Annotated in this window: 14 protein-coding genes and 1 pseudogene; 4 read left to right on the top strand and 11 right to left on the bottom strand. The window is 48.9% G+C overall.

The window, feature by feature from the left end; translation table 11 throughout:
- Positions 1–103 precede the first annotated feature (103 nt).
- Positions 104–778, bottom strand: a complete 675-nt coding sequence (locus tag EYC87_RS05425) for a crotonase/enoyl-CoA hydratase family protein (RefSeq protein ID WP_279251982.1) — start codon at positions 776–778, stop codon at positions 104–106.
- 437 nt (positions 779–1,215) lie between these two features.
- Between EYC87_RS05425 and EYC87_RS05420 the strand changes: the two genes are divergently transcribed.
- A complete protein-coding gene (locus EYC87_RS05420; RefSeq protein ID WP_279251981.1) occupies positions 1,216–2,448 on the top strand; it encodes an MFS transporter in 1,233 nt (410 codons plus the stop codon).
- Positions 2,449–2,501: 53 nt separating this feature from the next.
- Here the strand turns inward: EYC87_RS05420 and EYC87_RS05415 are convergent.
- Positions 2,502–2,705, bottom strand: a pseudogene (locus EYC87_RS05415) (IS6 family transposase); the annotation flags it as partial.
- Between the two features lie 313 nt (positions 2,706–3,018).
- On the opposite strand from EYC87_RS05415, the gene EYC87_RS05410 reads away from it, so the two are divergent.
- Positions 3,019–4,017 (top strand): BamA/TamA family outer membrane protein, encoded by a 999-nt coding sequence (locus EYC87_RS05410; RefSeq protein WP_279251980.1) that lies wholly within the window; start codon positions 3,019–3,021, stop codon positions 4,015–4,017.
- Here the strand turns inward: EYC87_RS05410 and EYC87_RS05405 are convergent.
- The 3 genes from EYC87_RS05405 to EYC87_RS05395 all read right to left on the bottom strand — a co-directional run bounded on the left by EYC87_RS05405 (position 4,014) and on the right by EYC87_RS05395 (position 6,602).
- Positions 4,014–4,184: a hypothetical protein gene (locus tag EYC87_RS05405; RefSeq protein WP_157045109.1), complete on the bottom strand. Its 171-nt coding sequence runs from the start codon at positions 4,182–4,184 to the stop codon at positions 4,014–4,016. The two genes, EYC87_RS05410 and EYC87_RS05405, sit on opposite strands and share 4 nt — an antisense overlap.
- An 815-nt stretch (positions 4,185–4,999) precedes the next feature.
- Positions 5,000–5,407 carry a hypothetical protein gene (locus tag EYC87_RS05400; protein ID WP_279251979.1) on the bottom strand — a complete coding sequence of 136 codons (408 nt, stop codon included), beginning with the start codon at positions 5,405–5,407 and terminating at the stop codon, positions 5,000–5,002.
- Between the two features lie 379 nt (positions 5,408–5,786).
- Complete coding sequence (locus tag EYC87_RS05395) at positions 5,787–6,602, bottom strand: acid phosphatase (protein WP_279251978.1); 816 nt, start codon at positions 6,600–6,602, stop codon at positions 5,787–5,789.
- A gap of 247 nt (positions 6,603–6,849) precedes the next feature.
- On the opposite strand from EYC87_RS05395, the gene EYC87_RS05390 reads away from it, so the two are divergent.
- Positions 6,850–7,011, top strand: coding sequence for a hypothetical protein (locus EYC87_RS05390; protein WP_279251977.1), 162 nt, complete (start codon positions 6,850–6,852; stop codon positions 7,009–7,011).
- A 762-nt stretch (positions 7,012–7,773) separates the two neighbouring features.
- Here the strand turns inward: EYC87_RS05390 and EYC87_RS05385 are convergent.
- Positions 7,774–8,253, bottom strand: coding sequence for a hypothetical protein (locus EYC87_RS05385; protein ID WP_279251976.1), 480 nt, complete (start codon positions 8,251–8,253; stop codon positions 7,774–7,776).
- Between the two features lie 229 nt (positions 8,254–8,482).
- On the opposite strand from EYC87_RS05385, the gene EYC87_RS05380 reads away from it, so the two are divergent.
- Positions 8,483–8,986: a hypothetical protein gene (locus EYC87_RS05380; RefSeq protein ID WP_279251975.1), complete on the top strand. Its 504-nt coding sequence runs from the start codon at positions 8,483–8,485 to the stop codon at positions 8,984–8,986.
- A gap of 277 nt (positions 8,987–9,263) precedes the next feature.
- Here EYC87_RS05380 and EYC87_RS05375 read toward each other — a convergent pair whose 3' ends face one another.
- From EYC87_RS05375 to EYC87_RS05355, 5 genes are all read right to left on the bottom strand, one after another.
- A complete protein-coding gene (locus tag EYC87_RS05375) occupies positions 9,264–9,626 on the bottom strand; it encodes a hypothetical protein (protein ID WP_279251974.1) in 363 nt (120 codons plus the stop codon).
- Positions 9,627–9,751: 125 nt separating this feature from the next.
- On the bottom strand, positions 9,752–10,180 hold the full coding sequence (locus EYC87_RS05370; protein WP_040541873.1) for a hypothetical protein: 429 nt from the start codon (positions 10,178–10,180) through the stop codon (positions 9,752–9,754).
- Positions 10,181–10,769: 589 nt separating this feature from the next.
- The gene (locus tag EYC87_RS05365) at positions 10,770–11,471 is read right to left on the bottom strand and encodes a DarT1-associated NADAR antitoxin family protein (RefSeq protein WP_423243962.1); all 702 of its coding nucleotides are present in this window, start codon (positions 11,469–11,471) and stop codon (positions 10,770–10,772) included.
- A 15-nt stretch (positions 11,472–11,486) separates the two neighbouring features.
- Positions 11,487–12,266 (bottom strand): DarT ssDNA thymidine ADP-ribosyltransferase family protein, encoded by a 780-nt coding sequence (locus tag EYC87_RS05360; RefSeq protein WP_279251972.1) that lies wholly within the window; start codon positions 12,264–12,266, stop codon positions 11,487–11,489.
- Positions 12,263–12,850 carry a hypothetical protein gene (locus EYC87_RS05355; protein ID WP_279251971.1) on the bottom strand — a complete coding sequence of 196 codons (588 nt, stop codon included), beginning with the start codon at positions 12,848–12,850 and terminating at the stop codon, positions 12,263–12,265. Before EYC87_RS05355 ends, EYC87_RS05360 begins: the two co-directional genes overlap by 4 nt.
- Positions 12,851–12,929: the final 79 nt, after the last annotated feature.

The raw sequence follows: 12,929 nt of genomic DNA, 5'->3' as shown, positions 1-12,929 counted from the left end.
TGACCTTCTTTATTTGCCTAGTCCAACGCGGAAAAAAAAATTGAACCAACCTGCAGCAATTTGCCAGCCGTTGCCAGTGGCTCGACCGCAGCGCCTGCGGTTTTTAGCGTTTACCCAATGTTTCAAAACTGGTCTGCATTGCCTGCAGTGTCTGGGCTCGAATAGCCAGCTTGTTTGTCGCATACTGGGCATGTGGCAACTGTGCCAGTTGCTGCGCCACGGCCATGCTCCGTGCAGTTAACTCGGAGATTTCCACTACCTCGTCAATAAACCCTGCCTCCACTGCCTGGTCGGGGTTGAACACCTCTGACTGAAGTGCAACACGCGTCATGTACTGTTTGGATATGCGTGATTCGGCCAGGGCCAATAATAGAGGAGGCAGCTCCATGCTAATGGCTGTTTCTGGCAAGCTCATCTTGAAGTTACCGCGAGTACCGATGCGGGAATCACAAGTCATAATGATAAAAGCGCCCAAAGCTACTCCATGCCCGGTGCTGGCGGCAACCAGTGGCAGTGGAAAGCTGTACAGCCTGATTAGAAGCTCGAAGCCTCGCTGCGCCATGGCCAGGCCCTCCTCCACACCTTTTTTAAACTCTGACAGATCAAAGCCACCAGAGAACATGCCATCACGGCCGCGCAAAATCACGGCGGCGACGTTCTCAGCCTCAGCACGATCCAGCCCTGCGTTGATGTCATCCAGGAACTGATGTCCCACCACGTTGGCTTTTCCGTCATCAAAGGTCAGGGTTGCAACGTTACTAATTACTTCATATTGCACTTATTTTTTCCTCAACAAGATAATTGCGGTTAACTGTGCCATGTGCGTTCAAATACGCAAGGCATTGCGTCTATTTTCGTTTGGCTATCCATAGTTTTTTTCAGAAGTAGCCTTCACGAAGTAACTGGTGTTCAACTTTATCGTAGCTGCGTGCAGACACCTAGCCGCTCAAAAACAACTATGAGTAGGTTCTGCAACCATCCTGTAAGTCGATCAGGTAGATCAATCAGCACGAACTTTTCCAGATCAGCAATTCCAGTTAACAGAGTCAGCGAAGGTGTCTTCTCTGAGCAGGGCCTTCATACTTCCTATACTTGAGCAGAGCAACTTGCTCGCACAACAAGAGCTGATAACCCAAGAGGAGTTACCATTGACAGGAGGCGAGTGCCATGCGTCTATAACCTCGTGTTGGTTAACGTGTTGCCCGAGGAATAACAATGTCGCGAGTGAGAACACAAGTTGCGGGTGCAGTTGGCAGCGTCCTTGAGTGGTACGACTTCGCCGTATTTGGTTTTCTAGCACCCATTATGAGCCCGCTTTTTTTTCCTGACGCAGACCCCATGGTGGCGCTAATACAAACCTACGGGGTATTTGCTGCGGGGTATCTCATGCGGCCCCTAGGGGGTATCGTGTTCGGCCACGTAGCCGATAGGCTGGGCCGTACTCGAGCATTGAAATGGTCTATTGCGCTCATGGCAATACCAACCGTGTTGATCGGTCTACTGCCTACTTACGACCAATGGGGTGCTGCCGCTGCCGGTCTACTGATTTTGCTGCGCCTGATTCAGGGCGTCTCGGTAGGTGGCGAACTCATTGCGGCGATTACGTTTCTTGTCGAATCAGCGCCCGCTAATCGCAAGGGCTTGTACGGTAGCTGGGCCTTGTTCGGCGGAATAGGCGGTATTTTGCTTGGGTCGATGGTCGTGGATATCACCGAGGCATTGGTCACCACCCAAGGAATGTCGGATTACGGCTGGCGCATTCCATTCTTGTTGGGCCTCGTCATCTTTATATTTGGCCATTGGCTGCGCTCGGCTCTGGCCGATGAATCTGTTGCTGTCAACGATGATGATCTCCCCTTAAAACAAGTACTGCGTTCTCACATGGGCGGCGTCATGCACCTGGTGGCAGCTATGTGTCTTTATGCGACTGGTTTTTACATTTGCTTTGTCTGGATGCCTGCTTATCAAACACGCATCATTCCACAGCCTATAGACCACGCCCTCGACATCAACACTGTCACCATGTTTGTGTTGCTATGCCTTATTCCAATAGCCGGATTGTTAGGCGATAAGATCGGGTATCGACGAGTGCTTTTGTCGGGCATTGGTTTGATGGCTATTGCGGTGTACCCACTGTTCCTATGGATCGATACAGGCAGTTTTTCAAGTGCGGTTGTGGCTGGGCTGGTGTTTGCTGTTCTGGTCAGCATGATTCAGGGACCTATGCCTGCCGTATTAGCAGAAACCTTCCCTGCAGATATTCGTAATACCGGTATCGGTATTGCCTACAATACCGTGTTGGGTTTGCTAGGCGGCACAGCCCCCATGGTTTGCACCTGGTTGATTCATAGCACGGGTGATCTCGCTTCGCCCGCGTACTACCTTATAGGCCTGGCCATTATCAGTTTTGTGGCATTAGCGACGCTGCCTAGACTTAAACATGCCTGACAACTGTTCTGGCAACTTAACTCATTGAGGCCGCAGGAGTCTGCCACCTAATCTCAAACTGCAGCCCGATTCCAATCAGCGAACGCACTCATCTTGAGATCACAATAGTGCTCAGCCCGGTTATTCTCATACTGCTTAGAGCTATGAATCACAGCAGGCATCCGTTCCCGATGAGCTACGCCATAACTTCTTAGCTTATCGGTCACGATCTTCCTGGGCTCACTGCCGTAACTCCCCAGCAAAAGCTTGAAGAGGCGTCAGCAATGACTTTCGAAGAGGCAATCGAGCTTCATTGCAACAGCGGTAATATAAAGGTGTCTTAAACTTTCCTAGTAATCAGCGGTCCCAAGGTGTCGGTATTTTGCGCTACGTTGATATGAGGCTGCATGAGGTTTAAATATGGCAATCAGCACGCGGTAGCGAGATACTGCGTGCCTACTTTTAGTGAGGCTAAAACAGACGATGATTGCTCCCGTTCATACTCGCGCAACCCACTTCATTATTTGTTGTGTTATTGCATTAATTACAACGACAAATGTTAAAGCGGAAACTGCCACCAGCGATAAAAACATGACCGAAACTGACCAAAGTAATGAAAAGAGAGAATCGCCCTGGCTAATTACTCCTACCGTCAGTGCAGACCCCAAGCTTGGAACGACACTGGGCACTGTGTTTGGCTACATAAAGGCATTAGATCCAGAGTCTACACCGTCTCTTTTTACCAGCTTTGTGACCTACAGCGATACCGACTCCTACGTGGGTGGTGTTTTTAGCGACGTCTACTACGATGGCGACAAGCACCGGGTAAAGGCTGGCTATATCAACGGTAAAATTCGCAATGAATACGACGACTTCCTGGGAACCGGCAGGCAATTCAAAACCGAGGACAATATCGACTCTTTCTTCTTTCGCTACCTTCAACGGTTAATTGGTGATTGGTACTTGGGCGGCCAGGTCATTGTTTCGGACTATGTGATCGGAGCTGATGGGATATTTGATTCGATCCTAGCGCAGGTGGGTTTCACCGGGTTCACCTCTAATGGCATTGGCCTTGTGGGCGAGTTCGATAGTAGAGATGAACCACGTGACCCCCACGCTGGCAAACACTTTGTGGTCCAAAATGTAGCCTACAGAGAGAGCCTCGGAGGTGAGGAGTCATTCGATGCCTACAAAGCAAACTATTCAAATTATTGGGGCTTCGGCGACGGGCACGTACTGGCGACCAACGTGCGAGGCCGCTGGACCCACGACGCCCCACTGGGGGGTTACTCTTCACTTAACATGCGGGGCTATACTAGCGGCAACTACCTCGCCAAACATTACTCGCACATCAATCTGGACGCCCGCTTTAACATTTACGATCGGTGGGGGGCCTCATTGTTTGGAGGCGTCGGCTGCTTATACGACAAAGCGTCTTCGTGCAATCAAAGCGAGTCTCTATATCCAATGCTCGGGGCAGGCATAATATTCGACCTAAAGCCCGATGCAGGTATTGTATTACGCTTGGAATATGCCAAAGGCGAAAGTGACAATGAAGCCTACTATTTAAGCCTAGGGCATCCGTTTTAAGCGGACATCTGGCGCGCCTCCTCGTCGTTAGCGTTGTCAATTTTTTCAGATACGGCAGACGATTTTTTATCGTCCGAGAACGGTTCACATGGCAATGCATGAGATCGGTAATCCTCATCGGTGACTATCTCAGTAATGCGTAGATGTTCTAACATATGTTTAGTCATAGTATTCTCCTTCAGTGAAAGTCTCTCAATGAGTGAGGAAAAGTACTGTGGCCGAAAGCGACAACATGATAACTCCGTGCGCCATTCACGCCGAAAGTCGTGGCCCGCTCCTCGGCGAAAGCGGACGTTATTGGTTAAATATCGACCAACGACTCTAAGGTGGCACTAGATGTCTGCTTTCACCTTATAGCAATCATCTCGTTTTTTAATTCCCAAATTATGAATAGTGGCGCACAGAGTCATCAAATTGGCGCAGGGGGCCATCTCCTAAGAATGCAAATAGAGTGAGAATTACTTTTCTCCAGGGAGGTATCTCAAGGATGAGAGGGCCAAGGATGGTCCACCCCTATTAAGGGAAAACTGACTAGAAGAGTTCATAGCCACCATCCTTTGTCGTAATCCCTATTACGGCATTAATCCATCCCAGTCGCTTCCGCAATTAGGCAAAAGCGAACACTATGCATACGTGCGCGGGCAGACCTACTTCAGTGGTTTTTTTGTGGTCTCATGCCTCAGTTGCCCAGAGGTTTCCACAAGCAACTCAGGTATAAAAAAGGGCTAAGATTTAACGTAACCCTTTAACTTTATTGGTGGAGATAGGCGGATTCGGACCGCTTAACTCAACGCTGCCTCTTTTCACCAGGATGGAATCCAGTTCAACCGATGGAATCAACGTTGTATGCGCTGAAGAGAGGCGGTGGGACAGCGTAACGCACTCGCAAACCGTAGCATGTTAGCTCCACAAAGACTGGCGATTTGACTTCGCATTCCTCCCCAAAAAAGCAGCAAGGCCGGTTTTTTGCCCTCCTCCGGAATCACTGCATAGTTAATACAGTGACAGTGATGTCGTCAGCCGAGCCACAGGCTTCGGCCATCTCCGCAAACATCGACTGCCAAACCTCATCAGCCTCTTGCCAAGCTAGCGCTTTGTCCATCGATTCACTCGACGGATGCACATCAACCGACACCAGAGCGCCATCCTCGTGAACTGCCGGCGCAGCTGAATACGTATACGGCGAGGCATCACGCTCGTACGCAATCAACCCCTTCAGTGACGACATACCCTCATCATTATCAGCACAGGGCCAGTGGTACATCATCATGATCTGGCCGGCACTGGCTGCGGGCGCAATGGCTTCACCTTTCTCATGATGACCCGCCATCACAATACCAGAAACCATAAGTGTCGAGAGCAGTATCATACGTTTGTTAAGCAATTTCATAATGATTTATCCTTATAAGAATGACCGCTCAATTACCGCGGGTATCCGAGTGTACGCTGGCAAGTTACTCTGTTCTAGCAATATCGGCAGCCGAATGTTTCGCTACTATTGCCCCGGTTTCCGCCCCTGGTTTTCATCGGTGCCAGCAGTCATGGTTCCTTGACCCTGGTGACAGCTCGCAGAAAACGATAACTTTTAATGGATAAAAAGACGTTTCTTCCACTCGGGGGCTGTCAGATTTTTAATACTCAGGCGGGTTCAGACAAAGTCAGTAACCGCCGAATACTTATTTCTCTTCTCATTCACCTAACGCATGCAGATCTGCGGGCAGAACTGTAGCATGCAGAGAGCGGAGCCAATCTTTTCGACCGCGATCAACTTAGTGGGACATTGCCAGATTCGCAGATTCTTCCTCGCATGCCTCGACGTCGGGCGTGGCGAGGTTGGCTGCGGCCAGCTCCGATTTAGCGGCGGTGAGGGTAGCTTTGAATAGCGCATTATTTTGCAGTCTCGCAAATGCAGCGGCCCCAACCGCCATGCCGGCTTCAGTGTCGCTCATCCAGTGCACGTTACACACCATCCGGCTCCGGGTGTAGTCACGTCCCCTGGTAAGAACTGCCTCGGCTTTCTCGGGTACGAGTTGCGACAGGATCAGTGCCCAACCCCAGCCAATGGCGCTGTGACCGCTGGGATAGGAGCCATCTGTCTCAAGTGATCCCAAATCTTGCGGCGTGCAAATGGCTTCGCCGTTAACAAGAAAGGGCCGTGGCCGCTGATACGCCGTCTTTGCTGGATAGGTGGCTAAACCCAGATCAGTGAGTGATCGTTGGAGCAAACGATACAGTGCTGGCGTTTGCTCCTCGCTCACGACGGCTCCGAGGGCGCAATTGAAGATGGATGCGGCCGAGGGGAAGGATAACTCGGCGTCTTTGGCTGCAAGCTCCCATCGTGCTGAGCCTTCGAGAGTGCGGAGCGCCTCGCTTGCTGCGACATCTGCTTTTTGTCGTGCAGAGCCGTCAGCGGGAGGGGCCGGAACGAATTGCTTGCTATCAAGTGGCACTTCATCTTGCAGGTAACCTTGCATCAGGCCATGACCGATTTCTGGCACAGGCCCGAGAATATCCATGTCGGATGTCTTGGTTTGGCATGCGCCAAGGGCAACGAGTAACGCTGCTGAAACGTATAGGGCTTTCATGGGAATTCCGATTCAATGACGACATATCAAGTATAAGAAGTATAAATCGCGTGTCCATAGCTTATTCGATCTCGGGCGGCACTTGGCCAGCGCTGAACGCTATTGGAATCTCAACCTTGAATTAGCCTACGCGAATACTTCACTTTAAAAGTAGCAGATATGCCTCTTAGTGAATCAGGTCATTTGGTACCATGCTGGCTGACGACGTACACACCGGTGTGGCCTGAGTGACCGGGTGCTAACCAATATGTCAGTCCGGAACATCGAACAGGCGGCACTGCGTAAACTGAAGAAGATTTTATTGAAGCGTTATGGCGCTAATGTGCGGTGTGAGGATCTTATCGCAGAACCGCTGGGTGACAGCAAAGAGCATTCGTTAATAGTCGAATCAAGACGCAGCGGTTATTGACTACTACTGGGTTTTTTCTGCCTTTCCCGCTCTGAATCCCTAGCGGCTACTACGCTCACCAGGAAGTCATCTAAAGCCCTACGCACTGGGAGCATAGCGCTATCAATAAGGTACTGTTTGCTTGTTTTCCCGGCAGTAGTCTGCCCTGTTTTTGCACCACTGCACATACTTAACGGTTTTTCTCCGTGATCTGGTGTGGCCATGAAGCACCATTCTGCTATCTCCATTTGTGCGTAGCCAGTGTGACGGTTGTCAGCACCACTCATTATATCCATACAACTAGTCTTCAAAAAAAGGTGAACGTGTATCCACTTTTCCACTCTCTTGACTCTAGCTCGAAGTAATTCAGACTCCACCGCAGAATCCAGTTCTTCTGATGTGTACGGGCAGCCTTCACCAGCCACGGCTGCAAAGTAGACGCTTTCAAAGTGTGCGTCAAAGGAACCCATTGTGGGATTAAGTACAGTCGGCCCTTGGGCAGACACTTGGCAGGAAAACAGAACTAGAAATAGAGCAGCTACTGAGCGCATAGTCAAAACATCCGTGTTGGTTGGACGGGCAGACTAATCTGTTTTGGGATTTGTGTAAATCGCAGCGGCTACTGACTACAGGACATAACTGGACACGCCTAAAGCATGGCCCTACGCGCCAATAGACAAAGTCCTATAGCGCCCTGTACGGGCCGCTGCCAGTTAGCCACCCAACCACACCAGCAAGCTACGATGATTGCGTACAGGCCGTTCGAGGTGGGTTCGAGGGTGGTTAGCTGCTACTGCCGCGCCACAGCCAGCGGCCTAGCCTCACAAGGCCCAGAAAAGCGAAAAGAAGAAGTATCGGGGCTAAAGCAAACACCCCCAAACCATAGCCAGCACCGATTTTATCAGGGTAGTTCCCAGGTCTGAGCTTCGCCAATGTGTACTCAGGCTCAAACTGTTCGGCGCCATTTCGACATAGCTCTTCTATATCTTTCAGCTCCTCGTAGTGTTCTCTGTTTTTCCCTAAGGCGCCGATGTCTGGCAGGTTCCTGCGCGTGTGACGAGCATCATCGGCGCACTCAATAGCCTTGACATACAAGGGATTGGCCAGAGCAATTTTCTTCAGCCGTTCTTCTTCCTGCTCAGCCTGAATCATTTGAGAGTGCATCCACCCTCCGTAGGTAAAGCAGGGGATAGAGATCAAAACCCACAAAATGCACCACCGCTTTATGAACCCACTACTGGGTGCAAACTTGTTCTTTTCCACTAATTTTCCTTAGATATGAAGCCGCTTAGAAAGAAGATAACACGCAGGGTTTAACGTTCACACGCTCACACGCCGCAACTTTTAGCTAACCTAGCGTACCAACTTAATACGATGATTGCTTACAGGCTGTTCGAGGTGGGTTCGAATGTTGGTTTATTGCTAGTAATGCCTTGGCCATGCCCCAGCCCATCCAATACAATCATTGGAGGAATCTAAATAGGACAAAGGAATGGTCGAAAATAGTTTTGCTTCAAGATGGATCAAGAAACTAAATGGCGTCATATCGAACATGGGAAATGCTACCCATAAGCATTATGCAGTAGAACATAAATCCTTCGTTGAGCTTTTCCATAAAGAATATGGAGAAGCGATCATTGCCGCTGCCAAATTTGCTATTCAGGCAGAACGAAAGACAGCTGATCCGTTAACTGATGAAGAAATTCAAGAAGTGATGCAGCATCACATGGAGGAGACAGGGCAAGGCCCCCACGGGGAGGGTGGGCGTAACCGAAACAATATGCGGGCAAGAATCAGCTACCTTAATCGTTTTACTATGAGTTGTATGGATGAGTACACCCAGCTTGCTAGGGCCGATACATTGGAGAGGCGCAGGTATCTTGGCTATAGAATGGCTACAGGCATTGGGCTAGCGGCGATTCTGCTGGGTACATACTGGCTCGGTAATTTTTGGGAGATTCCAATGCCTCTGCGGGGTGTCCCGCTACCGCAATAAACAAATTCGCACACGTTCACACGCCGCAAATGGCGACGCAAATCTCTCGTCATTTCAGTAAGTTCATGTTTTCATTCAACAAGCGCTTACCTGTTCATGGCCGCTCCGGGCACCAGACATTGTATTTTGACCGTGCAACCTACGTCACTTCTGTACCAAGTGGTGATCCTTTCTAGGCGAAAGCAGACGTTAGAGGGTCTGAACGACCCTGGAAGGGGTAATGTCCGCTTTCACCTCATAAGCGACATCGGGTCGCGTCTGTATCAAATCGCAGTCGTCATTCTGCCTTAGAATGTCTAACGCTCCACATGAAGCAAAAAGAGGCGGTTATCACTAGAATTATCATGGCCATAAGCCACATCCATCCTACATCGGAACCGATTGTCTCATTGGCACGAAATTGTAATTCTCTCGCAAGTTCCGCGCCTCGCATGAAGGCTACAGTCGCGAATGTGCCGAAAAAAGCTGCTGCTACAAGGTAGCAGATATTGACTATTGCGATTTGGATGGTTGACAGGCTCTTTCCTGCGGTATGTGCTGCGATCAGGTAAGCCGTTACGATTGAGAAAAACACAGTGAAACTGCTTATTCCATTTGCAAATGCGTTCCCCGCAATGTCACTGATCTCGTATTCAGTCATCTCTACTTCACCTTGTTGTTAGACCCCCGACAAGGATACCCCGATGTCCGCTATTAGGCGAAAGCGGACGTTTTAAATGTAAGCTGACGGACCGCTTGTCGCTGGGTCCCAGAGTGAAAATATTTTTAGTGGTTTGATTTTATCAATCGAATAGAGCCTGTAATCCCATCTCTTTGATTAGTGTAAATACCTAAGATCTCAGGCAACGCCTTTGTCCCGCCTACAGCAAAGTTCAGATTCGCTGTGCCCACTAGCTGGCCATTACTTCTTATATTCAATTTAGCCGTACCGACACAATTACTATTAACGGAATAAGATCCGCCTCCATTCACTGTCGCTCTGTCACCATAAGCGCCCTCAGTTAGTGATTTTAGGGTTATTTTTCCACCGCCATTAAAGTGAACGATACCCGCTGCAATCGAAGGAAATCCATCGTAATAATAAGTGAATGTACCACCCGAAGCATAGTTACCCTGTAGCGTAGATTTACTGCATGCAGCGCTAGCAGCACCAGGGAGTGCCAAAAGAAGCGCTATTGCAATCAATACTCTCATATTTTTTCTCCTAAAATATTCAATATATATTGGCTATGAAGTTCGCCATTCCGGAGAGAATATAGCTCTATCAGCGGTTCGACTGAATGACTGGATGCGCCAACGGCATGACTACCTACGCCAATGTCGGCTATTAGGCGAAAGCGGACGTTATGGAACATAATTAGAACTGGAAGGGTTAATGCCCGCTTCCACCTCATAGCAATCATCTCGTTTCCATTTCCAATTCCTGAATAATGGCGCACAGAGTCATCAAATGGGCGCTGAGGGCCATCTCCCAACAATGCATATAGAGCGAGAATTACTTTTCCCCAAGGAGGTATCTCAAGGATGAGAGGGCCAAGGATGGTCCACCCTTATCAAGGATAAACTGGCTGGAAGTAGGCGAAAGCCGCCCTTTGACTTAGGTTGGATGTGGTAAGTGACAACTTTCGCTTTCACCTCATTGCGGACCATGTTTAGCTTGCACGGATCTCTATGCCTTTAGTTCAGCAAGTAGGGTCGAGGATCGGTACCCGTTAGCACTCAGCAAACTAACTCACCATGCCCAGCTCCTTCGCGCGTCTCTGGCTCAGCTGCGTGTCATTCTCTAAATTAGGCAACTTTGAACGAGAGTATTTTCATTTGCGTTGTTCATGGGCCTTCCACCAACAACCTCCAAAAAAGAATCCTGACTTTCTAGTGCATCATCTAACAATCCCCTGCCATTGAGTGACTTAAAAAGTGCAACCGAATACGCTTGGCAGTTAATGGATTTTTTTGGATTGAACTCAATGTCTGTAAATGAGTCATAGTCATTTAGTTGTTCGATAGCCCATTTGTTCTTTCGCAAAGCGTTCAAGTAAAGCCAATCGTAAAATGCAGTCTTTGGCTCCAGAGACCAGCTGGCGCCAAAAAACTCAAACCTAATAAGACTTCCAGACTGTTTAAGTCTTGGATCCTTTTTGGCTGCAATTGAAGACCCATAAAGTAGTTCTTTGAATGGCCCTCCATTTTGAAACACTTTACTTGCTTGAAAAGCTGTTTCTACGGTGAACTCGCGCCCTTGCTTTTCTGTTTTTACAGAAAGATTAAACGCGCTTAATTTTATTCCAAGCTCTTCAGCAGACTTACTAGAAACTTCAAGTGGGTGGCAACAAACGCCTACTTCTACTGCGGCATGATGCAGCTCTTCTACAGATTTCATTTTTTGTGATGGTGCCATCCCAGGATGCCAAGTAAACTCGACGAATCTTGTTTCAACGAGCAACTCAGATCTATAGTCTGGTATGTAAACAGGTCGTTCCGCCATTATTTGCTACCCAGGCTAAGAAGTATTTGCGTGTAAATAGGGGGGTAATTGGGTTATGCGCTTACCACGCCAATAGGAATAATCTCGCCTAGGTTTAAACAAATGGCTGTCGAGGACGGCTGTCACTTCATGAGTTGCAAGCCAGTCTGCATCCTCTTCATTGTCCACAAAGATATTCTCGATGGCACGCACAGGCAGGATACTGTCACAGAGCGCCTCTGCCTGGGGATCGGTGGGCTCTGGCGGTTCTAGCCCCAAGTCTTCTCGAAGTTGTGGCAACTCAAACATATTTTCCGCCCCTTCAATTCCCGCATTGGGCAAACAACCGCTTGCAGCGTTCGTGGGCGTGAATTGAAAGAAGAACTCAGTTAGCACCTTAGGATTGAACTCGATTACAGCCCAGCGGCGTTCCTTTTGGGCGGAGCGTTTCGCCCACAGCATACGATAATTGGGCGAAGTCAGCGATAGGCAATTGTATTCAAGCATGCCATCACCCCGCCAAGCATCTGCAAAGCTTGCTCCGAGTGCCATCTGCACTACTTCTAGCTCTAGATACTCTCTGGGAATAAGGCCATATCGACTAATATAGGGGACATTAGTCAGCTCTGTAAAATGCACTAGCCGTTGGATACCGCGGTTTTCGAGCCACTCTTTGAGTTCAGCTGCATCCCGTTTTCCACAGGGCCGACGCTGCGCCTTTATTAGGCTCTGCGCTATCTGTTCTGGTTGAAATCGCTCACCACTAAACGCTCGAAGTATCAGTTTTTTTAAGTAATGGTGAAATGAAAGATTCATTGGTGAAACTTACTCTCTGTCCTCTCCAGCGCTCCTAATACATCTTGTTCTAAGTAACGGGACTTTACTATGAAGCCCATTGCGAGCAAGGCTAGTGAATAAATCGACGAAAACCAGAAGAATGGCATTGTTATCGGGTCGAAGGACGGTTCTAACCAGCGTCTGGGCTGTTTTAGCCACCGAATGTAACTGCGATTCCATGACGGTGGCTTGTAACGAAAAACATCCAGCGTCCATCCTTCATACAGCTGAACTGAATTTAACTTAATACCTCGTTTGAAGCGATCGTTGGCGTTGGAATACTTTAACTGTCCTAGGTTGTGCACCTCTATCAACAGGTGGCCATCCATTGGTCCAAACATAGCGCGCCAATCGATTGAATTCGCGTTAAATGAGGCATCGCCCATTGAGTTTCTCAATATACTTTCTATTAAAGCGGATTGGCTCTCTTGCACTCGCATAATTGTGCCGTTCCAGTAGCGTGGGTGACTGAACCAATTGCCATATGCATAGGTTGTAGCTAATCCAAGCAATATGGCAGTTATAGCTATTCCGCTGAATACGAGTACGCGAGCTTTTTTCATTTAATAGACGCCCTATTGAACTGCAGCACACTTGCGTTGGAGTTCCAAATAAACAATTACTTCCGCCAGTTTTCCTTTG

Origin of the sequence: Candidatus Seongchinamella marina (assembly GCF_026262685.1) — a bacterium.
Classification (GTDB): domain Bacteria; phylum Pseudomonadota; class Gammaproteobacteria; order Pseudomonadales; family Halieaceae; genus Halioglobus; species Halioglobus marinus.
This window is presented reverse-complemented; position numbering and strand designations above follow the sequence as displayed.